This window comes from Tardiphaga sp., assembly GCF_041424195.1.
GTDB lineage: Bacteria > Pseudomonadota > Alphaproteobacteria > Rhizobiales > Xanthobacteraceae > Tardiphaga.
In genome coordinates this window covers 62556-83516 of the sequence record NZ_JBGMOE010000081.1, presented here as the reverse complement: position 1 = coordinate 83516, position 20961 = coordinate 62556, and the positions used below count along the sequence as shown (strand labels likewise).

General features: G+C 61.9%; 18 protein-coding genes and 1 pseudogene. 8 read left to right on the top strand and 11 right to left on the bottom strand.

The features are described from left to right. Positions 1–2 precede the first annotated feature (2 nt). The 11 genes and pseudogenes from ACEK02_RS13275 to ACEK02_RS13225 all read right to left on the bottom strand — a co-directional run bounded on the left by ACEK02_RS13275 (position 3) and on the right by ACEK02_RS13225 (position 13072). A complete protein-coding gene (locus tag ACEK02_RS13275; RefSeq protein WP_371422155.1) occupies positions 3–815 on the bottom strand; it encodes a carbohydrate ABC transporter permease in 813 nt (270 codons plus the stop codon). Positions 816–817: 2 nt separating this feature from the next. Further along, entirely contained in the window at positions 818–1777 is a 960-nt protein-coding gene (locus ACEK02_RS13270; protein WP_371422154.1) for a carbohydrate ABC transporter permease, read from the bottom strand. After that, positions 1774–3096 carry an ABC transporter substrate-binding protein gene (locus ACEK02_RS13265; protein WP_371422153.1) on the bottom strand — a complete coding sequence of 441 codons (1323 nt, stop codon included), beginning with the start codon at positions 3094–3096 and terminating at the stop codon, positions 1774–1776. The genes ACEK02_RS13270 and ACEK02_RS13265 overlap by 4 nt, the downstream gene beginning before the upstream one ends. A gap of 225 nt (positions 3097–3321) precedes the next feature. After that, positions 3322–3747, bottom strand: a complete 426-nt coding sequence (locus tag ACEK02_RS13260) for a type II toxin-antitoxin system HigA family antitoxin (RefSeq protein ID WP_371422152.1) — start codon at positions 3745–3747, stop codon at positions 3322–3324. Continuing rightward, positions 3735–4016 carry a type II toxin-antitoxin system HigB family toxin gene (locus ACEK02_RS13255; protein WP_371422151.1) on the bottom strand — a complete coding sequence of 94 codons (282 nt, stop codon included), beginning with the start codon at positions 4014–4016 and terminating at the stop codon, positions 3735–3737. Before ACEK02_RS13255 ends, ACEK02_RS13260 begins: the two co-directional genes overlap by 13 nt. A 55-nt stretch (positions 4017–4071) precedes the next feature. Beyond that, positions 4072–4857: an IclR family transcriptional regulator gene (locus tag ACEK02_RS13250; protein WP_371422150.1), complete on the bottom strand. Its 786-nt coding sequence runs from the start codon at positions 4855–4857 to the stop codon at positions 4072–4074. Between the two features lie 27 nt (positions 4858–4884). Next, positions 4885–5655, bottom strand: a complete 771-nt coding sequence (locus ACEK02_RS13245; RefSeq protein WP_371422149.1) for an SDR family NAD(P)-dependent oxidoreductase — start codon at positions 5653–5655, stop codon at positions 4885–4887. Next, a complete protein-coding gene (locus tag ACEK02_RS13240; RefSeq protein WP_371422148.1) occupies positions 5652–7379 on the bottom strand; it encodes an FAD-dependent oxidoreductase in 1728 nt (575 codons plus the stop codon). Before ACEK02_RS13240 ends, ACEK02_RS13245 begins: the two co-directional genes overlap by 4 nt. A 6-nt stretch (positions 7380–7385) precedes the next feature. Then, positions 7386–8591 (bottom strand): annotated as a pseudogene (locus ACEK02_RS13235) (ABC transporter substrate-binding protein). Positions 8592–8784: 193 nt separating this feature from the next. Further along, on the bottom strand, positions 8785–9708 hold the full coding sequence (locus ACEK02_RS13230) for a response regulator (RefSeq protein WP_371422147.1): 924 nt from the start codon (positions 9706–9708) through the stop codon (positions 8785–8787). After that, on the bottom strand, positions 9698–13072 hold the full coding sequence (locus ACEK02_RS13225) for an ATP-binding protein (protein ID WP_371422146.1): 3375 nt from the start codon (positions 13070–13072) through the stop codon (positions 9698–9700). The genes ACEK02_RS13230 and ACEK02_RS13225 overlap by 11 nt, the downstream gene beginning before the upstream one ends. Positions 13073–13231: 159 nt before the next feature. On the opposite strand from ACEK02_RS13225, the gene urtA reads away from it, so the two are divergent. The 8 genes from urtA (at position 13232) to ACEK02_RS13185 (ending at position 20808) form a co-directional block, all read left to right on the top strand. Next, positions 13232–14491, top strand: coding sequence for an urea ABC transporter substrate-binding protein (gene urtA, locus ACEK02_RS13220; protein ID WP_371422145.1), 1260 nt, complete (start codon positions 13232–13234; stop codon positions 14489–14491). Between the two features lie 133 nt (positions 14492–14624). Then, positions 14625–15551, top strand: a complete 927-nt coding sequence (gene urtB / locus ACEK02_RS13215; protein WP_371422144.1) for an urea ABC transporter permease subunit UrtB — start codon at positions 14625–14627, stop codon at positions 15549–15551. A 36-nt stretch (positions 15552–15587) separates the two neighbouring features. Continuing rightward, positions 15588–16733, top strand: coding sequence for an urea ABC transporter permease subunit UrtC (gene urtC / locus ACEK02_RS13210; RefSeq protein ID WP_371422143.1), 1146 nt, complete (start codon positions 15588–15590; stop codon positions 16731–16733). Between the two features lie 11 nt (positions 16734–16744). Next, entirely contained in the window at positions 16745–17500 is a 756-nt protein-coding gene (gene urtD / locus ACEK02_RS13205; protein WP_371422142.1) for an urea ABC transporter ATP-binding protein UrtD, read from the top strand. Between the two features lie 10 nt (positions 17501–17510). Continuing rightward, complete coding sequence (urtE, locus tag ACEK02_RS13200; protein ID WP_371422141.1) at positions 17511–18200, top strand: urea ABC transporter ATP-binding subunit UrtE; 690 nt, start codon at positions 17511–17513, stop codon at positions 18198–18200. Between the two features lie 49 nt (positions 18201–18249). Then, on the top strand, positions 18250–19479 hold the full coding sequence (gene fmdA / locus ACEK02_RS13195) for a formamidase (protein ID WP_371422140.1): 1230 nt from the start codon (positions 18250–18252) through the stop codon (positions 19477–19479). Between the two features lie 79 nt (positions 19480–19558). Beyond that, positions 19559–19900 (top strand): zinc ribbon domain-containing protein, encoded by a 342-nt coding sequence (locus tag ACEK02_RS13190; RefSeq protein ID WP_371422139.1) that lies wholly within the window; start codon positions 19559–19561, stop codon positions 19898–19900. 68 nt (positions 19901–19968) lie between these two features. After that, positions 19969–20808: an aldo/keto reductase gene (locus ACEK02_RS13185; protein ID WP_371422138.1), complete on the top strand. Its 840-nt coding sequence runs from the start codon at positions 19969–19971 to the stop codon at positions 20806–20808. Positions 20809–20961: the final 153 nt, after the last annotated feature.

Below are 20961 nucleotides of genomic sequence, written 5' to 3'. Positions count from 1 at the left end.
CGTCACTTCACCGCGCCCGCCGTTAGCCCGGCCACGATCTGGCGCTGCGCGAACATCGTCAGCAACAGCACCGGCAGCGTCACGATCAGTGCCGCTGCGGCCAATGGCCCCCAGCTCAACTGATCGAACGAGATCATATTGTAGACCGCGACCGGCAGTGTCCGCGTTTCCCGCCCTGCCAGCACGATGCCGAATACGAAATTGTTCCAGGAGAAAATCACCGAGAGGATGAAGGCGACGGCGATGCCGGGGCGAGCAATCGGCAGCGCCACGTGGCGGAACACCTGCCAGCGGGTGGCGCCGTCGATAACGGCGGATTCTTCGAGCTCCATCGGCGTCGTCTCGAAATAGCCGATCATGATCCAGATCACGATCGGGACCGTCACCACGAGATGGATGATGATCTGCGGCCACAGCGTGCCGAGCAGGCCGAGCCATTGGAACAGCAGGAATAGCGGAATCAGATAGGACAGTCCGGGCGTGATGCGCGCGATCAGGATCACGATGGCCGATTTGCGCGCGCGCATGCGTGCGATGCCGTAACCGGCAGGCACACCGACGATGAGAGCGAACAAGGTCGCCGAGCCGGTGACGATCAGCGTGTTGAAGAAATAGGTGGCGAACCGCTTCGACTCGATCACTGCGGCGTAGTTGCCCCAATTGATGCGCTCGGGGATGAAGACCGGCGGATAAGAGGCGTTGTCGATCTCGAATTTCAGCGACAGCGACAGCATCCAGAGAAAGAACAGCACCGCCGGCGAGACGATGATGATGAAGGCAAAGGTCAGGCCGAGTTTGTTGAGAAAGTCCCGCATGGTCAGGCACTGCCTCCGGCGTCGTTCCAGTGGGTGCGCTGGCGCAGATGCAAGAGCGCACCGGCGAGCGCGATGATGAGCGCGAAGAACACCACCACGATCGCCGAGGCATAGCCGACGTCGTAATAGACGAAGGCAACACTGTAGAGATAGAGATTGATGGTTTCCGAGGCGCTGCCCGGGCCGCCCTGGGTGATGGCGAAGATGATGTCGAAGCTCTTCACGGCGTCGATCATGCGGATCATCGCCGCGATGAACAGGAAGGGCATGATCATCGGCAGCGAGATGTAGCGGAAGGTCTGCCACGGAGTCGCGCCGTCGATCTGCGCGCTTTCATAGGGCTCGGTCGGAATGGCGCTGAGGCCGCCGAGCACGATCAGCATGACCAGCGGCGTCCATTGCCACGTCTCCACCAGCACCAGCGACGGGATTGCGGTGGCGGGATGAAACACCCACAGCGATGGCGGCAGGCCCACCAGCGACAGCAGATAGTTCAGCACGCCGAGCTGCGGGTGGAACATCATCGTCCACACCAGGGCGATGGCGACCGGCGTCGCCATCATCGGCAGGATGAAGAGCCCGCGGAAGAAGCCGCGCAGCGGAAACTTGTTGTTGAAGATCACCGCCGCCAATGTGCCGAGGATCAGCGGCAGCGCGACCGACAGCGCCGTATAGACCAGCGTATGCCCAACGGATTCCACGAACCGCGCGTCGCTCGGTAATCTGAGATAATTGGCGAAGCCGACGAAGGTCGGCGCCTGGCCGACCTTCCATTCGTGCAGGCTCATCCAGATCGTATAGACCCACGGGAAGATGATGACCGCCATGACGACGATCATCGCCGGAAGTACGAACGGCCAATAGGAAATCGGCCGCCACTCGTTCTTTTTCGCAGTCGCCGTTTCGGCCGCGACCGTTGCGGTCGTTTTGGCGACTGCCTTTCCCGCTGTCAGTTCGCTCACGATTTTTCGCTACGCTCCAGGATCGGCCGGAACTGTTCATGGGCCTTCTTCAGTTCGGTAGCCGGATCGGCGCCTGCCAGCGTGGCGGTGACGGCGGCACCGACAAGGTCGCGGAATTCGGCGACAGGCACGATGACCGGCAGGCCGAGCTTGCTGATCTTGGCCGAGGCGATCACCGAATCGAGCCATTCCTGGTTCTTCACGCCCTTGCGCACTGTCTCGTCATTGAGGATCGAGTTGCGGAACGGCACGCCGCCGCCGCTCTGCAACAGCCGGGCGCCCATGGTCTTCGACACCGCCCATTGGCAATAGAGATAGGCGGCTTCCTTCTTGGTGCTGGTCTTGGCGATGCCGATGCCGTCGCCATAGGCAGCGGAGAATTGCCCCTTTGGCCCGGCGGGCACGACGGTGTAGCCGATCTTGCCGACGACGCGCGACGCATTGGGGTCCTCGATGGGCGGTGCCCAGCCGACGCCGTCGATCCACATGGCCGCACGGCCTTGCGTGAGCGAGGCCATCGACTCCATCCAGTTGAAGCCGGCGACACCGGGAGGCGCCGTCTTGGTAAGGAGGCGCTGATACATCTTGGTGGCTTCGATGGCCTCGGGCCCGTCGGTCAGGATATTGCCCTTGGCATCGAGGAATTCGCCGCCATAATTCAGGAAGAAATTGGTCCACAGCGTCATGTTGGCGTTGCGCAAGCCCCGGCCGGTGAAGCCATAGATGCCGTTGGCGGGATCGTTCAGCTTCTCGGCGGCGACGGCCATCTCGTCCATGGTCTTGGGCACGGAGACGCCCTTCTTCGCGAACATCTCCTTGTTGTAATAGAGGATGAAATAGTCGACCGACCACGGCAGAGAGTGCATCTCGCCCTTGTCGTTCTGCGCGAATTGCAGGCCGCCGGCGGAGAAGTCTTCCACTTTCAGATCCGGTGCGGTGAGGTTCGGATCCTTCATGAAGCCCGTGAGATCGGCGAGCCAGCCGGCCTTTTCGAACTGGCGCTTCTGGACGTGGTAGCTGAGATGCACGACGTCGAAGCTGGGCTTGCCGGAGGTGAGCTCGATGACCGCCTTCTGGCGCTGCTGCTGCTCCGGGATCAGCTCGGATTCGACCTTGATGCCCGTCAGCTCGGTGAATTCGGAGGCGTATTTCTGCAGCAATTCGCCGCGCGGACCCTTGATCAGATTGGCTTCAATCGTGGTGCCCGCATATTTCTTCCAGGCGGGATCGGCGAAAGCTGGGATGCCGGTAAGGCCAAGCGCGCTGGTGGCGAGCGTTCCCTGCACAAAGGCACGACGTGTCGGGCCGTAAAGAGCCATATGTCATCCTCCCTCAAGCCGCCTTGACCGGCGGTGATTTTATGGTTGCTCTCCGTGGACCGGAGATGCGCCTGACGGATCGTAACACGATGGAGTGGGGCGACAAGGCCAGGTGTCGGGTTGTCAGACAACTTTGCACCCGTTGTCCTGGGCGGCTTGACTTGCCGGCCGACACCGACGCGCTTGCTCAAGGCAGGGTGGTGACGGTGAGGCCGGACGTGCTCGTTAGACGAATACCTGCGGTCCAACGCCAAAACGCTCGGATAGGAGCTTGATCTGACGCACATTCAGGTCACGTTTTCCATTGAGGATTTCTGACACAACGCCCTGGCTTCCAACCTCGGGCAAGTCGCCCTGGCTGAGGCCGTGCTGATTCATCAGAAAACGCAACATGTCGGCTGGCGATATTGTTTTGGGTGAAGAATGCGCGTCTTCATAATCGGCAATCAGTTCGCCCAGGAGGCTAACGAGTGCCGACAGTGGATTGCTCTCATCGGCGCCGCCTGCATCGAGGAGTGCATTCATCGCAGCCGTCGCTGTCTTGTAGTCGCGCTTTGATCTGATCGTTTGGAGTGGAATGCGCGCTGAAATGGCGCTCAGATGCTCGGCGAGATCATCGACCTCCGCACGGGTCAGCGTCATGGTTTCCATGCGTCGTACTCCTTGTGTGTGAACACGTGCCTGACATACAGGCGTTGTTTATCGAAATGGATGGCGGCAACGATACGGAATTTATTGCCCCCGATATCGAAAACGTAATACCGGCCGACACGATCGATGGCATTGAAAGTCGCCTTCATCTCAGCGAAATTCTTGAACAAGCGCGATTCCACGATCTTGCGCCACGCCTGCAGCGGTATCGATGCCGCAGAATGGGTGGCGGAGAACCTCACCAATGCGCTGTTTGAGATAACCCGCATGCGGCTCCTCAATATCTCAAATTGAGATTGTTCGCAAGGCCGCCTGCCGCGCTGCTCAGTCCTTGACGTCGCGGCCGAGGCGGCGCGAGATCGTATTGGTGCAATCGAGCAGGGCCTTGGCGATGGGGCTGTTCCAGTTGACGTCGAATGTGCCCACCGCGCCCATGGCTGTCACGGCCAGGACCACTGCGCCGCTATGGTCGAACACCGGCGCGGAGAATGCATTGACGCCGCGCAAGGGCTCGCCGACGGCGCGGGCCAGCCCGCGTGTGCGCACATCGGCGAGGATCTTGTCGATGGCCGGGCCTTTTACCTTGCGATTCGGGTCGTAGCCGATCGACAGCCGATCGAGATCCTCGGCGAGGGCGGCATTGATGGTCGCAGGCGGCATGAATGCTGCGAAAACCCGTCCCGTTGCGGTTTCGAGCAGGGATACCGTTGAACCCACACGCATGGCGATGTGCACGGGATGGCTGGGCTCTTCCAGGCGCACCACGGTCGGTCCGTGGGTCCCCCAGATCGCCAGCGAGACGGCGTGGTCGATCGTGCCGGCCAGTGCCATGATGGCTGGCGTTGCAACGCGAACCGCCGACAGCCGCCGCAGCGTGACGATGCCGAGTTCGAGGGCGAGCGCACCGAATTCATAACGGCCGGTGGACGGATTCTGTTCGATCAGGCCGATGCGGGAGAAACTGGCGAGATAGGGATGCGCCTTGGCCGGCGACATGCCGGCCTCGCGCGCCAGATCCCGCAGCATCATCGGTTCGCCATTGCGCACCAGCGCTTGCAGCAATTCACCTCCGACCTCGATCGACTGAATGCCGCGACTCTCTTTAGCCATGCTTGCCCCAAACCAGTGCCGCGGACACTACACGGCCAGGAAGCCTCCATCCACTGGCAAGGTCGCGCCCGTGACATAGGACGCCATGGGGGAGGCGAGGAAGACCACGGGGCCGATCAGCTCATCGGGCTGGCCGACGCGGCCCAGCGGCGTGCGGCCGAGGAAGCCGGCCAGCCGTGCGGGATCGTTGCGCGTTGCCTCGGTCATGGCCGTCTCGATCACGCCCGGCGCGATGGCATTGACGCGCACGCCGTCCCTGGCAAGTTCGCGCGCCAGTGCCTGTGTCAGAAGCTTCACGCCGCCCTTGGAGGGCGAATAGCCGAGCGTATCTGCAACTCCGACGAAAGAGGCGATGGAGCCAAGATTGATCACGCTGCCGCGTCGCGCGCGCAATGCCGGCAGAAACGCATGGGTGACGTTGAACACGCCATTGAGGTTGACGTCGAGTACGCGCCGCCAGTTCTCAACCGCGCGCTCGGAATCGATGCCTTCGCGAATGATGATGCCGGCATTGTTGATCAGGATCGAGATATCGCCGGCGCTCGCCTTGATGGTCTGTGCGAGCTGCTGGCAGGCATCGACGTCGGTGACGTCGAGATGGTGATGCCACGACCTCCGCCCGGTGGCTGCAATCTCGCGCGCCGTGCGTGCGGCGCTGTCGTCGTCGATGTCGGCCACGATGACATCGGCGCCATGCGCGGCCAGACCCACTGCAATGGCGCGGCCGTTGCCCGCGCCGGCACCGGTGACAAGAGCCAACTGGTCCTTCAGCAGATCGGGGGCGAAGCTGGCCATCATGCTGCCTTCACCGGCATGCCGGCGAGATGGCGGCCGGCGATATAGCCGAAGGTGAGCGCGGGGCCGAGCGTGATACCCGCGCCGGGATAGTTGCCGCCCATGATGCTCGCCATGTCGTTGCCGGCTGCATAGAGACCGTTGATCACCTGACCGCCGGCATCGAGTGCCCGTGCCTGCGCATCGGTCCTGATGCCGGCGTAAGTGCCGAGATCGCCGATCACCATCTTGATGGCATAGAACGGCCCCTGTTCGATCGGCGCGACGCAGGGGTTGGGCCCATGGTTGGCGTCGCCCTGATAGCGGTTATAGGCGCGCGAGCCCTTGCCATAGGCGGGATCGCGGCCTTCGGCGGCGGTGTTGTTGAATTGCGCGACGGTGGTGACGAAGCCGCCCGCGTCGATGCCGGCCTTGCTCGCGAGCTGTTCGAGTGTATCTCCTTTGATGAGATAGCCGGAATTCAGATACTGGCCGATCGGCATCGGGAAGGGCGGCACGGCGCCGAGCCCGTATTGCCTGAGAGCGCGGTGATCGCAGACGAGCCAGGCCGCAATCTCCTCACCTGGTTTCGCGGCTTTCATCATCTGCTGGACGAAGGTGTGATAGGAATTGCCCTCATTGGCGAAGCGGGCGCCGTCGCGCATCACGGCGATCACGCCGGGCTTGGCACGGTCGATGAAATGCGGCATCACGCCCTTGCTGCCGTCCTTGCGATGGGTGACCGAGACAGGCACCCAGGCGGCGGCGTTCGGCAGCGAGTCCTCGACCCGGCCGCCAGCGGACTCTGCCAGACGAAGGCCATCTCCGGTATTGCAGGTCGGGCCCGGCGACGTGTGCTCGCGCCCCGTGGGTGCGTGCGGAAACATCGCCTTGCGCCGTTCGATGTCATGCGGGAAGCCGCCGCAGGCAAGTACCACGCCGCGGCGTGCGAAGATGCGGATACGCTTGCCGTCGCGCTCGACGATGGCACCGCGGACCGCGCCGTTCTCGATGATCAGTTCACGCACCGGGGACGATAGCCAGAGCGGAATCTTGAGATCGAAGGCGGATTTGGCGAGACGGCCGGCAAGGGCGTTGCCGTTCGTCAGGGTCATGCCGCGGCCATAGCGCAGCACGTGCATGAAATGCCTCGACAGCCGCTTGGCGACATAGACCGCCGAGGTCAGTGACTTCGTCGCACGCATGAAATGGATGATGTCCTTGCCGGAGCCGAGCATGATGCCGAACACCGTCAGTTCGGGCAGCGGCGCGCCGAGGTCCTTGATGTGGTCGCCGAGTTCGCGCCCGTCGAACGGCCGCGCTACCATGGAACGGCCGCCCTGTTTGCCGCCGGGCGCTTCCGCGTCGTAATCGGGAAAGGTCAGCGGCATATCGAAGCGCACCGCCGTCTTGGTGGTGAAGAAGTCGATGGCCTCGGGCCCTGCGGCGAGAAACGCATCGACGCGTGCGGCGTCATAACTGTTGCCGGCTTCATGGCGCAGATAGGTGCGCGCCTCATCGGGGCTCTCATTGATGCCCCAGGCGCGCGCCAGCGATGTGCCCGGGATCCAGAGCCAGCCGCCGGAGCGCGCGGTTGTGCCACCGAACCGCGGCTCCTTTTCGACGATCAGAACATCGAGCCCGCTATGTTTGGCGGTGATCGCCGCCGACATGCCGGAACAACCGGAGCCGGCGACCAGCACGTCGCATTCGTAGAGTTCGATATTCGCCTTGGGATCAACAGCCATGAGACCTTACTTCTTCAGCAACGGGCATTTCGATTCAGAGACGGGCCGGAACGCGTCGTCGCCCTTCACGGTCTTGACGATGTCGAGATAGTCCCACGGCTCCTTGGATTCCGACGGCTTCTTGACGCGGGCCAGATACATGTCGCGGATGACACGGCCGTCCTCACGCAGCTTTCCGCCATGGACGAACGTGTCCTCGATGGGCAATTCGCGCATCTTGGCCATCACCTTGGCCGGATCGTCGGTGCCTGCAGCCTTGATGGCCTTGAGATAATGCAGCACCGAGCCATAGACGCCGGTCTGGATCATGGTCGGCATCACCTTGGTGCGCTCGTAGAATTTCTTCGACCAGGCCCGCGTCTTGTCGTCCATGTTCCAGTACGACGCCGTGGTGAGATAGGTGCCTTGGGCCGCCTCCAGTCCGATTGCATGGACATCGGTGTCGAACATCAGCAGGCCGACCAGTTTCTGGCCGCCCTTGACGAGACCGAATTCGCCAGACTGCTTGATGGAATTATCGGTGTCCTGGCCGGCATTGGCGAAAGCAACGACTTCGGCCTTCGAGTTCTGTGCCTGTAGCGCAAAGGATTAGAAGTCGGCGGTGTTGGTCGGATGACGAACGCTGCCAAGCACGGTGCCGCCGCTCGCCTTGATGAAGCGCGTTGCGTCCTGTTCAAGCTGATTGCCGAAGGCGTAGTCGGCCGTGATGAAGAACCATGACTTGCCACCGCCGGCGACTACGGCGGAGGCGGTCACCTTCGCGAGCGCGTAGGTGTCGTAGGTGAAGTGGACTGTATTCGGGCTGCACAGCTCATCCGTGAGCGTGCTTGCGCCCGGGCCGGAGAGCAACGCGATCTTGTTACGGTCCTTCGCGAGATTGTGTACCGCGATAGCGATGGCGGAGTTCGGGATATCGACAACGGCATCGACCTTGCCGGCGTCGAACCAGTTGCGCGCGATCTGGATCCCGACGTCAGACTTCATCTGGTGATCGGCGCTGATGATCTCGATCGGTTTCCCTAGAACGGTCGGGCCGAATTCCTCGAGCGCCATCTTGGCGGCTTCGACCGAACCGGGACCGCTATTGTCACGCCCCCAGCTTGAGAGATCGGTGAGGACACCGATGCGAACGACGTCGTCGGAGACCTGAGCGGAGGCGGCAGATGTCCAAAGCGTGAGCGCAGCTGCGCACACCAGGAACTGGCGTGTCATGTGTTTTTCTCCCCAATGCGGCCTCGTGTCGGGCCATTCATTCTCTGTTTTGCTAAATTAGATATTGGCGAAAAAGTTTGTCAATAGCGAATTCGTTCGCAGCGACGCGTTTGCCTGCGCGGGGCTATCGCGCGTGCAGTGCACTATCAACTTGATGGAAGAGGCGTCGAACTACCCGAATGCCACGCCGGGGCTATTGCCGCCTATGACTCGCATTCACCGCAATGGCCGCAGCGGCGGTGCGGTTCTCGACGCCGAGCTTGGCGTAGATCTGCTCGAGATGCTTGTCGACCGTGCGCGGTGAGAGGCCGAGGATCTGCGCGATATCGCGGTTGCTCTTGCCCTTGCTGAGCCAGGACAGCACCTCGCCCTCGCGGCCGGTGAGGCCGAGCTCCTTGCTGAATTCGGCGGGAGCGGTTGGCGCGTTTTCCTTGGCGAGCCGCAGCAGGAATTCGTCGGAGCCGACTTTCCCCATATATTGCAGACGCAATAGCTCGTTGTTCGGAAAGCCCGATGACGACGCCGGCTTGGCGCCCGGCCGTTGCATCTGCTCGAGCCATTGCAGCATCACCGGGGGCAGCAGCAGTTCATCGTCAGGCGCTGCGATCAGGTGATCGTTGAGCAGCTTCTGCGCCTGCGGCGTGGCCCACAGGATGTTCCCCTTGCCGCTCACCGCGAGAAGGAAGCGACCGGAGACATCGAGCGCGGTGCGCGCGCTCTGCGTCAGCCGTGCATTGGCAAGATGGACGCGGATGCGCGCCAGCATTTCCTCGATCACGATGGGCTTGGTGACGTAATCGACACCGCCGGCCTCGAGCCCGCGCACGATGTGTTCGGTCTCGGAGAGCCCGGTCATGAAGATCACCGGCACGTCGCCGAGGCCGGCATCGCGCTTCAGCCGGCGGCAGGTCTCGAAGCCGTCGATCCCCGGCATCACAGCATCGAGCAGGATGATGTCCGGCGTGATCTGCTCGACGATGCGCATGGCGGCGGCGCCGTCCATGGCCACCATCACGGTCATGCCGGCGCCGTCCAGCGCATCGGTCAGCAGCCGCAATGTTTCCGGCGAGTCATCGACCACCAGCGCGACGTCGCGTTTTTTGTTGTCAGTGGTCATAGGTGTACAGCGTCTTCAAGGTGGCCATGTATTGATCGAGGTCGAAGCGGTCGATCAGCGAGCGCATCTGCGCGACGAAATCGCCATGTTCGGGGTGATTGTTGCCGATTTCGTCGAGTTTCATCTGGATGGCGCGGATGTGGCCCATCTGGCCGAGGCTGATGAGCTCCTCCACATGATGCACGGGCGGGCGGGCACCGCTATGTGGTGTCCATTGCGGCAGCGGTGCCACTTCGTCGCGTTCGTATTGCCATTCGATCTTCAGGAGTTGTCCGATCTGTTCCAGCAGCCGCGGCAGTTCGATGGGCTTCATCAGATAGCCGTCATGGAACGGCTGTGCGAGCGGTGCGCCATGGGCTTCCAGCGCGCTGGCCGAGACCATCAGGATACGCGCCTGATGGTGACCGGATGAGCGCAGCTTCTCCGCGACGGTCCAGCCGTCCATGCCCGCCATGGAAATATCCAGCAGGAAAAGATCGGGTCGGCAATGCTGGGCGAGGCCGAGACAGGCCTGACCATCCGGCGCGCTGAGCAGGATGAAGCCCAGTGGTGTCAGCACCTGACGCAGCAGGTCCCGCTGCGTCGGATCGTCGTCGGTGATGAGGATGGTCTTGCGCGGGCCGTGATAGCCATAGATCGGCGCGTCCACCGGCGCGATACGCGTGGGGTTGGTTACTTCGGACAGCAGCATCTTGACGCGGAAGGTGCTGCCGCTGCCGACCTCGCTGGTGACGCGGATGTCGCCGCCCATGACGCCGGCAAGCAGTTTGGAGATCGTGAGACCCAGACCCGTACCCGTATGCGGCTGCGCGGCGCCGAGGGCGCCGCGCTCGAAGGGCGCGAAGATGCGTTCGAGATCATCGGGCCGGATGCCTGGTCCGGTATCGGTAATCTCGAATTCGGCGACCGGGCTTCGATAATGGATCACGAACTGAACACTGCCGGCCTGTGTGAACTTGATCGCGTTGGAGAGCAGATTGATCAGGATCTGGCGCAGCCGCTTCTCGTCCGCATAGACCACGGTCGGCAGGATGTTGGGCCGCCGGAACACGAAGTCGATGCCCTTGGCTGCGGCCTGCAGGCGGAACATGCCGACGAGCTGATCCAGGAAGTCGGTCAGGCGGACTTCGTCGCGTGATAGATAGAGACGGCCGGCCTCGATCTTGGAAATATCCAGAATGCCGTCGATCAGGCCGGAGAGATGATCGGCGCTGCGCTTGACGACGCGAACCTGATCCCGCGGGCGCGTCTGCAGGCTGTCGTCCTGTTCCAGGAGCTGCGCATAGCCTGATATGGCGTTGAGCGGTGAGCGTAGTTCATGACTGAGGCCGACCACGTAGCGGCTCTTGGCGAGATTGGCGGATTCGGCGACTTCCTTGGCGCGCTGCAATTCGGCGTCGGTGCGCTTGTGGGCGTCGATCTCCTGCATGAGCAACGTGGTCTGCCGCCTGGTCTCGGCTTCGGCGGCGCGGCGGCTTTGCTTGGCCAGCACGAACAGCCATGCCACCACGCCAATGATGATCGCCAGCGCGAAGAACACTTTCCACAGCACTTCCGAGACCTGTGCGCTGTCCCCCGGCGCAGCCGCGGAGGTTTGCAGATAGATCAGTCCCAGCGTCAGACCGACGAGGCCGGCAGCCATCACGAAGACGCCGAGATAATGCCCGAGTTGCGAATTGAGCCGCGCCAGAACCGGCTCCGGCAGTAATCTGCCGAAGGTTGCGGACATCTGCGCGTCGATCCGCGCATGCGGCTTGCAGAGATCGTGACAGCGGGCATCGAGCGAGCAGCACAGTGAGCAGATGGGGCCCGCATAGGCCGGGCAGTGGGCCATGTCCTCGGGCTCGAACGAGTGTTCGCAGATACAGCACTGGATCGTCGCCATATTCTGCCAGGCCCGTTTCGGCTTGCGGGCGATGTAGTATTTCCCGCCCGTGGCAAAGGCGATGATGGGAGCAGTGGCGAGCGCCGTGATCAGCGCCACGAATGGCGATAGCGCTTTGGCCGTGGGTCCGAACAATCCATAGAAGGCGCTGACGGACATTACTGTGGCGGCGAGCATGGCGCCGACGCCGACCGGGTTGATGTCGTAGAGATGCGCGCGCTTGAACTCCATCTGCTGCGGGCGCAGCCCGAGCGGCTTGTTGATGACCAGATCAGCAACCAGCGCGCCGACCCAGGCAATCGCCACGTTGGAATAGAGCGCCAGCGTCTGCTCCAGCGCCTTGTAGACGCCGATCTCCATCAGCAGCAACGCGACCAGCACGTTGAACACCAGCCAGACCACGCGGCCGGGATGGCTGTGGGTGAGGCGCGAGAAGAAGTTCGACCAGGCAATTGAGCCCGCATAGGCGTTGGTGACGTTGATCTTGAGCTGCGACAGGATCACGAAGGTACCGGTCAGCGCCAGGGCCAGGTCGGGCTGCGACAGCACATAGCGAAAGGCTTCGAGATACATATGCGCGGGCTCGGCGGCGTGTTCGGCCGAGACGCCGTGGGTCAGCGCGAAATAAGCGAGGAACGAGCCGGCCAGCAGCTTGATGGCGCCGACAATGATCCAGCCCGGTCCGGCACAGAGCAGTGCCACCCACCAGCTCGCCTTCGAACTGCGGCGGTCGCGCGGCAGGAAGCGCAGGAAGTCGACCTGTTCGCCGATCTGCGCGACCAGCGAAAACACAACGGACGCGGCGGTGCCGAACAGCAGGAGATCGAGGTGACCGGCGGCGCTGCCATGATCGCCGGGAAACTTCGTCCACGCCACGAAGGAGTCGCGGCTCGCATAGGCGATGGCAGCGAAGGGCAGCAGATTGAGCACCAGCCAGATCGGCTGGGTCCAGAGCTGGAAGCGGCTGATCAGCGTGATGCCGTGGGTCACCAGCGGGATGATGACCACGGCCGAAATCAGGTAGCCGATGGGGCGCGGAATATCGAAACACATCTCCAGCGCGGAGGCGAGAATCACCGCCTCGATGGCGAAGAAGATGAAGGTGAACGACGCGTAGATCAGCGACGTCACAGTCGAGCCGATATAGCCGAAGCCGGCGCCGCGGGTCAGGAGGTCAATATCGATGCCGCATTTTGCGGCATGATAGGCGATCGGCAATCCGCAGCAGAAGATGATGACGCTGACCACGAGGATCGCCGCCGTGGCGTTGGTCATGCCGTAATTGATGGTGATGGTGCCGCCGATGGCTTCGAGGGCGAGAAATGAAATGGCGCCGAGGGCCGTATTGGCGACCCGCGCGGCGGACCAGCGCCGGGCGCTCTTCGCGGTGAAGCGGAGTGCGTAATCTTCCAGGGTCTGGTTGGCGACCCATTGGTTGTACTGGCGTCTGACGCGGTCGATACGCTGCCGCCCTGCCACTACTTCGCTCCTGACCCTGTTCGACTACGCATGTTTGCGTGATGCAAAAATCTACGTCGGCATTTTGCGGTGCAGTATACGCGATCTCGCGTATCCGGGTAGCGCTCAAGTTCGGCAATGCTTGCCTCACCAATAAGCGTCCAAACCAGTGGGGTTGTCATGTCAGACGAGAAGAAACCGGGCCTGCGGTCGCCGTTACGGCGCAAGTTGCTGATGGGAATGGCCGCGTTGCCAGCAATGTCCATGCTTCCGCGCACATCTTTTGCGCAGGCGCCGGCCACCTCGGCCATCAACACCACGGGCCTCGCGGTGACCGATACGGAAGTTACCGTCGGCATCCTGCATTCGGTCACCGGTACCATGGCGATCTCGGAAACCGGCTCGGTGCAGGCTGAAAAGCTCGCCATCGAGCAGATCAACGCCATGGGCGGTGTGCTCGGCCGCAAGATCAAGTTCATCCAGGAAGACGGCGCCTCGGACTGGCCGACCTTCGCCGAAAAGGCCAAGAAGCTCCTGGTCAACGACAAGGTCGCCGCCATCATGGGGTGCTGGACCTCGGCCTCCCGCAAGGCGGTGCTGCCGGTCATGGAACAGTATAACGGCATGCTCTACTATCCGACCTTCTATGAAGGTCTCGAGCAGTCCAAGAACGTCATCTATACCGGTCAGGAAGCTACCCAGCAGATCCTCGCCGGCCTCGACTGGGTCTCCAAGACCAAGAACGGCAAGAGCTTCTATCTGATCGGTTCGGATTATATCTGGCCGCGCACCTCGATGAAGATCGCGCGCAAGCACATCGAGGGCAAGCTCGGCGGCAAGGTGTCTGGCGAAGAATACTTCCCGCTCGGCCACACCCAGTTCAACTCGGTGATCAACAAGATCAAGCTGACCAAGCCGGACGTGATCTATGCGGCGGTGGTCGGTGGCTCCAACGTCGCCTTCTACAAGCAGCTCAAGGCGGCTGGCATCGACCTGTCGAAGCAGACCCTGCTGACCATCTCGGTCACCGAGGACGAGATCGACGGCATCGGCGGCGAGAACATCGCGGGCGCCTATGCCTGTATGAAGTACTTCCAGTCGCTGGATAATCCGAACAACAAGGAATTCGTCGCCGCCTTCAAGAAGATGTGGGGCGAGAAGACGGTGATCGGCGACGTGACGCAGGCGGCCTATCTCGGTCCTTGGCTGTGGAAAATGACGGTCGAAAAGGCCGGATCCTTCGATATCGACAAGATAGCGCCCGCGTCTGCCGGCATCGAATTCACCAAGGCGCCGGAGGGCTACGTCAAGATCCATCCGAACCACCATTTGTGGTCGAAGGCCCGCGTCGGCCAGGCCCAGCTCGATGGCCAGTTCAAGGTGGTTTACGAGACGCCCGAACTGATCGAGCCGGATCCGTTCCCGAAGGGCTATCAGTAAGCCTTCCTCCTCAAGTGCGGAGCGTGTCTCCGCGCAGCTTCTCCCTGGCGCGGACGACCTATCCGCGCACGACAACCCCGCGTCGCGTCTCATCGCGCGGCGCGGGACCCTTTCCCTGACGGAGGACGGATCGATGTTCGGCGACTATTCGATTGGCGACCTAGGCGCCATCTTTGCAATGCAGGGCTTTGCCGGCCTGATCCTGTTTTCAGTTTATGTCCTGATGGCGCTCGGCCTCGCGATCATCTTCGGCCAGATGGGCGTCATCAACATGGCCCATGGCGAATTCATGATCCTTGGCGCCTACGTCACCTGGATGACGTCGAGCTTCTTCCAGTCCCACCTGCCGTCACTGTTCTCCGGCTACTTCTTTGTCGCCATGGTCCTCGCCTTCATTGCCTCCGGTGCGCTGGGGATGCTCGTCGAATGGGGGCTCATACGGCATCTCTACAAGCGCCCGCTCGACACGTTGCTGGCGACCTGGGGCCTCAGCCTGATCCTGCAGCAGGCCTATCGTTCGGTGTTCGGTGCCCGCGAAGTCGGCGTCGAGCTGCCGCAATGGATGATGGGCTCCAAACAGGTCACCGATACGATCGAAGTGCCAATCAACGGCATCTTCGTGATGTGCCTGACACTGGCGATCACCATGGTCGTCGCCTGGATCATGTACAAATCCCGCTGGGGTCGTCAGGTCCGTGCCGTGGTGCAGAACCGCGTGATGGCTGGCGCCGTCGGTATCAATACCGAGAAGGTTGACCGCTACACCTTCGGCCTCGGTTGCGGCATCGCCGGGATCGCCGGCTCCGCTTTCACGATGATCGGCTCGACCGGGCCGACCTCAGGCCAGCTCTATATCGTCGACACGTTCCTTGTCGTGGTGTTCGGCGGCGCGGCCAGCCTGTTCGGCACCATTGCCTCGGCCTTCACCATCTCCCAGGCGCAGTCGACCATGGAGTTCTTCATGTCCGGCTCGATGGCCAAGGTGCTGACGCTGCTCACCATCGTCGCGATCCTGATGATCCGGCCGCAGGGCCTGTTCGCCCTCAAGGTTCGCAAGTAAGCGCGCGCAGTACAGACAGAGCAGGGCATACGCATCATGATCAATTCTCGCTTCTTCAACCGCTCGGAGCTGATCGGTTTCCTGTCACTGCTGTTGCTGCTCGCGGTGATCCTGCCGCTGTTCCTCGATGTGTTCCGTCTCAACCTCGTCGCCAAATATCTGACCTATGCCTTTGTCGCGGTCGGCCTTGTGATGTGCTGGGGCTATGGCGGCATTCTCAGCCTCGGGCAGGGCGTGTTCTTCGGCCTCGGCGGCTACTGCATGGCGATGTTCCTGAAGCTGGAAGCCTCCAGCGTCGAGAATACCAAGATCCAGTCGACCCCCGGCATTCCGGATTTCATGGACTGGAACCAGATCACGTCGCTGCCGATGTTCTGGAAGCCGTTCCACTCGCTGCCGCTGACCATCATCGCCATTCTCGTCGTGCCGACGCTGCTGGCCTTCATCATCGGCGCTGCGATGTTCAAGCGCCGTGTCGGCGGCGTCTATTTCGCCATCATCACCCAGGCCATCGCGGCAATCGCCACCATCCTGATCATCGGCCAGCAGGGCTATACCGGCGGCATCAACGGCATGACCGACCTGCGCACGCTGAACGGCTGGGACATCCGCACCGATCACGCCAAGGTCATTCTCTACTTCTTCGAAGTCTTCGTGCTGTTCGCCTGCATCATCGCTGCGCAGTTCATCCGGCTGACCAAGCTCGGCCGAATCCTGGTGGCGATGCGTGAGCAGGAAGATCGTGTGCGGTTCTCGGGCTACAGCGTCGCCAATTTCAAGATCTTCGCCTTCTGTGCCGCGGCGATGTTTGCGGCCATCGGCGGCGCCATGTTCACGCTGCAGGTCGGCTTCATGTCGCCGTCCTTCGTCGGCATCGTGCCGTCGATCGAGATGGTGATCTACACGGCGGTGGGCGGCCGTATGTCCATCTTCGGCGCCGTCTATGGCACGCTGCTGGTCAACTACGCCAAGACGATGCTGTCGGAATCCTTCCCGGAACTCTGGCTGTTCGGCCTCGGCGGGTTGTTCATTGCCGTCGTGCTGTTCTTCCCCAATGGCCTGTCCGGCATCTGGCGCGATCACGTGGCGCGTCATGTCGATCGGCTGTTGGCACTACGCACGTCGAAGGCGCGAAAAGCCTGGGCCATCAAATCCACCGCCGACGGCGCGCCGGCTGAATAAGGGGACACGTCATGCTTGTCGGTCATCAGCCCAAGGACTTTCTGCTCGCAGTCGAAGGGCTCACCGTTTCCTTCGACGGTTTCAAGGCGGTGAACGATCTCTCGTTCTATGTCGAGGAGAACGAGATCCGCGTCATCATCGGCCCCAACGGTGCCGGCAAGACCACGGTGCTCGACCTGATTTGCGGCAAGACCAAAGCCACGTCGGGGTCGGTGCAGTTCCGCGGCAAGGAGCTCACCAAGCTCAAGGAGAACCAGATCGTGCAGGCTGGTGTCGGCCGCAAGTTCCAGACGCCGTCCGTCTATGACGATCTCACGGTGTTCGAGAATCTGGAGATCTCCTATCCGCGCGGACGCTCGGTATTCGGCTCGCTGATGTTCAAGCGCGATGCTGCGGTGCGCGAGCGCGTCGAGGAGGTCGCCGAGATGATCTTCCTGAAGGATCGTCTCGACATGTATGCCGATGTGCTCTCGCATGGCCAGAAACAGTGGCTCGAGATCGGCATGCTGCTGATCCAGGATCCGGACCTCTTGATGCTCGACGAGCCCGTCGCCGGCATGAGCGTGAGCGAGCGCATGAAGACTGCGGAGTTGTTGAACACGATCATCAAGAATCGTTCGGTGCTGGTGATCGAACACGACATGAAATTCGTCGAGGACATCGCCCATAAGGTGACCGTGCTGCATCAGGGACAGATCCTGTCCGAAGGCACCATGGAGAAGGTCCAGAACGATCCCAAGGTCATCGAAGTCTATCTGGGTCATTGAGGAGATCACCATGCTCGCCATTAACGATCTCCACGTCGCCTACGGACAGAGCGAAGTTCTGCACGGCTTGAACGTTTCGGTGCAGCCCAACGAAATCGTGGCCATCATGGGCCGCAACGGCATGGGCAAGACCACGCTGATGAAATCGCTGATGGGCATCGTGCCGACCAAGTCGGGCTCGGTGACCATGGAAGGCAAGGAGCTCGGCGCGCTGAAGAGCTATGAGCGCGTCGCGCGCGGCCTCGCTTACGTGCCGCAGGGTCGCATGATCTTCTCCCACATGACGGTGAAGGAGAATATCGAGACCGGCCTTGTCGCCTCCGGCGAGAAGGAAGTGCCCGGCGATCTCTACGAGCTGTTCCCGGTGCTGCTGGAGATGAAGGGGCGCCGCGGCGGCAATCTCTCCGGCGGTCAGCAGCAGCAGCTCGCCATTGCACGCGCGCTCGCCACCAAGCCCAAGGTGCTGCTGCTGGATGAGCCCACCGAAGGCATCCAGCCGTCGATCATCAAGGACATGGCGCGGACGCTGAAGCACATCCGCGACACCAGGGGTCTGTCGATCATCGTCTCCGAACAGGTGCTGAGCTTCGCGCTCGACGTCGCCGACCGGGTGCTGGTGATCGAGAATGGCGAAATCGTTCGCGACGAAGCGCGCGAAGGCATCGATGCCGCACAGATCGCAAAATACCTGTCCGTCTAACCAGCCTTACGTTCAACCACCAGGACCAGTAACCGAAGGGGAGCATTGAATGCCAGAAACACTCATCAAGGTCGATCTCACGCAATCGGCCTACGACAACGACATGATTCATAACCGCTGGCATTCGGACATTCCCATGGTGGCGTGGGTCAATCCGGGCGATGACTTCATCGTCGAGACCTATGACTGGACCGGCGGCTTCATCAAGAACAATGACTCGGCCGACGACGTGCGCGATATCGATCTGTCGATCGTGCACTTCCTGTCGGGCCCGATCGGCGTCAAGGGAGCGGAGCCCGGCGATCTTCTGGTGGTCGATCTGCTGGATGTCGGCCCCATGAAAGAGTCGCTGTGGGGCTTCAACGGCTTCTTCTCCAAGCAGAATGGCGGCGGCTTTCTCACCGATCACTTCCCGGAAGCGCAGAAGTCGATCTGGGACTTCAAGGGCATGTACACCTCGTCGCGTCATATCCCGGGCGTGAACTTCGCAGGGCTGATCCATCCCGGCCTGATCGGCTGTCTGCCCGATCCGAAACTGCTCGCCACCTGGAACGAGCGCGAGACCGCACTGATTGCCACCAACCCGACCCGCGTGCCCGGCCTTGCCAATCCGCCATTCGGCCCGACCGCCCATATGGGCCGGCTGAAGGGTGAGGCAAAGGAGAAGGCCGCGGCGGAAGGCGCGCGCACCGTGCCGCCGCGCGAACATGGCGGCAATTGCGACATCAAGGATCTGTCGCGTGGCTCCAAGGTCTATTTCCCGGTCTATGTCCCCGGCGGCGGTCTCTCCATGGGCGATCTGCACTTCAGCCAGGGCGACGGCGAAATCACCTTCTGCGGCGCCATCGAGATGGCCGGGTGGCTGCACATCAAGGTCGATGTCATCAAGGACGGCGTGTCGAAATACGGCATCAAGAACCCGGTGTTCAAGCCGTCGCCGATGACGCCGAACTACAATGACTTCCTGATCTTCGAAGGCATCTCCGTCGACGAGCAGGGCAAACAGCACTATCTCGACGTACACATCGCCTATCGCCAGGCCTGTTTGAACGCCATCGAGTATCTCAAGAAGTTCGGCTATTCCGGCGCGCAGGCCTATTCGATCCTCGGCACCGCGCCGGTGCAGGGCCACATCTCCGGCGTCGTCGACGTGCCCAATGCCTGCGCCACGCTGTGGTTGCCGACGCAGATTTTCGATTTCGACATCAATCCGTCGTCGGCCGGACCCGTCAAACACATCAAGGGCGACATCCAGATGCCGCTCTCGCCGGACAAGTAACGCGGTCAACTCGGCTGCGGGGTGGGAGTCACAGCCCCGTAGCCACTTTTTCCTGATGTGCGAACGAGAGTGAAGCGCCATGCCGGTCTATGAATATCTGTGCGACGATTGCGGCCCGTTCACCGACACGCGGCCGATGGCCGAATGCGACGATCCGCAGGACTGCCCGCATTGCGCGACACAGGCACCGCGCGTGATCCTGACCGCACCAGCGTTCTTCTGCATGCCCTCTGACAAGCGCAAGGCCCACGCCACTAACGAGCGCAGCCGCAATGCGCCGAAGACATCGGCGGAGTACAAGGCGTCGCATGGGGCCGGTTGCGGCTGCTGTTCCGGCAAGAAGCCGTCGCGGCTGGTGAAGCAGACCCGCTCGGGCGCCAAGAGCTTCCCGACAGCGCGGCCGTGGATGATCAGCCACTGACTCCTCTGAATTGATGCGCTAAAGTCCACTCCCGTGTGCCTCATTGCCGCGGGAGGCGGAGGCGCACCATGCGACACAATCCATTCGGCCAAACCAAGCGCGACGTGTCAGTCATCGGGCAGGGCACCTGGTATATCGACCACAGTGATCGCGCTGCGGCGGTCAGGGCGCTGCAGGCCGGCCTCGATGCCGGCATGAGCCATATCGACACGGCCGAAATGTATGGCGACGCCGAGCTCGTGATCGCAGAGGCCATCGCCGGCCGTCGCGACGAGGTATTCCTGGTTTCCAAGGTTCTGCCGAGCAACGCATCGCGAAAGGGCACCATCGCCGCCTGCGAGCGCTCGCTGAAGCGGCTGGGGACCGACCGGCTCGATTGCTACCTGCTGCATTGGCGCGGTCAGGTTCCGCTTGCCGAGACTGTCGCCGCCTTTGGAGATTTGAAGGCGGCCGGCAAGATTGCGTCCTGGGGCGTCAGCAATTTCGACGCCGACGATCTCAATGAGTTGTCAAAACTCGCAGGCAAGGGTGCCATCGCCTGCAATCAGGTACTCTATCATCTGCAGGAGCGCGCCATCGAACACCGTGTGATCCCGTGGTGCGAGAGACATGGCGTTGCCGTCGTGGCCTATTCGCCGTTCGGTCATAATGATTTTCCGTCGGCCCGCTCGCCGGGCGGCAAAATCCTGCAGCAAATCGCCGATGCGCATCAGGCCACGCCACGGCAGGTAGCGCTGGCCTTCCTGATCCGCCAACCATCGGTCTTCGCAATTCCGAAGGCCTCGTCGTCCACTCATGCCGCGGACAACGCGGCGGCGAGTGCATTGACGCTCAGCGCAGCCGAACTGGCTGATATTGAAAAGGCATTTCCGCGCGGCCGGGAGCCTTCCAGTCTGCCGATGCTCTAGGGTAGCGGTAAGATCGATGCTGCGCCGCACTCTGGCCAGCCGATCCATCAGCCGACATGGATTTTTGCCTGCGTGCATATCCGTGTCCTGATATCGGCAGTTGTCCCGGCATCGTGATCGTCGTTTTGTGAGCTGTATTCGATTCGGCTCGCA

Bases quoted from the DNA above. Each gene is read 5' to 3' on its own strand.
- ACEK02_RS13260 (WP_371422152.1), bottom strand. From the start codon at position 3,747: ATGGAAACCATGACGCTGACCCGTGCGGAGGTCGATGATCTCGCCGAG.
- ACEK02_RS13255 (WP_371422151.1), bottom strand. From the start codon at position 4,016: ATGCGGGTTATCTCAAACAGCGCATTGGTGAGGTTCTCCGCCACCCAT.
- urtD (WP_371422142.1), top strand. From the start codon at position 16,745: ATGCTTGTCGGTCATCAGCCCAAGGACTTTCTGCTCGCAGTCGAAGGG.
- urtC (WP_371422143.1), top strand. From the start codon at position 15,588: ATGATCAATTCTCGCTTCTTCAACCGCTCGGAGCTGATCGGTTTCCTG.
- ACEK02_RS13240 (WP_371422148.1), bottom strand. From the start codon at position 7,379: ATGGCTGTTGATCCCAAGGCGAATATCGAACTCTACGAATGCGACGTG.
- ACEK02_RS13250 (WP_371422150.1), bottom strand. From the start codon at position 4,857: ATGGCTAAAGAGAGTCGCGGCATTCAGTCGATCGAGGTCGGAGGTGAA.
- ACEK02_RS13245 (WP_371422149.1), bottom strand. From the start codon at position 5,655: ATGATGGCCAGCTTCGCCCCCGATCTGCTGAAGGACCAGTTGGCTCTT.
- ACEK02_RS13185 (WP_371422138.1), top strand. From the start codon at position 19,969: ATGCGACACAATCCATTCGGCCAAACCAAGCGCGACGTGTCAGTCATC.
- ACEK02_RS13265 (WP_371422153.1), bottom strand. From the start codon at position 3,096: ATGGCTCTTTACGGCCCGACACGTCGTGCCTTTGTGCAGGGAACGCTC.
- urtA (WP_371422145.1), top strand. From the start codon at position 13,232: ATGTCAGACGAGAAGAAACCGGGCCTGCGGTCGCCGTTACGGCGCAAG.
- fmdA (WP_371422140.1), top strand. From the start codon at position 18,250: ATGCCAGAAACACTCATCAAGGTCGATCTCACGCAATCGGCCTACGAC.
- urtB (WP_371422144.1), top strand. From the start codon at position 14,625: ATGTTCGGCGACTATTCGATTGGCGACCTAGGCGCCATCTTTGCAATG.
- urtE (WP_371422141.1), top strand. From the start codon at position 17,511: ATGCTCGCCATTAACGATCTCCACGTCGCCTACGGACAGAGCGAAGTT.
- ACEK02_RS13190 (WP_371422139.1), top strand. From the start codon at position 19,559: ATGCCGGTCTATGAATATCTGTGCGACGATTGCGGCCCGTTCACCGAC.
- ACEK02_RS13275 (WP_371422155.1), bottom strand. From the start codon at position 815: ATGCGGGACTTTCTCAACAAACTCGGCCTGACCTTTGCCTTCATCATC.
- ACEK02_RS13230 (WP_371422147.1), bottom strand. From the start codon at position 9,708: ATGACCACTGACAACAAAAAACGCGACGTCGCGCTGGTGGTCGATGAC.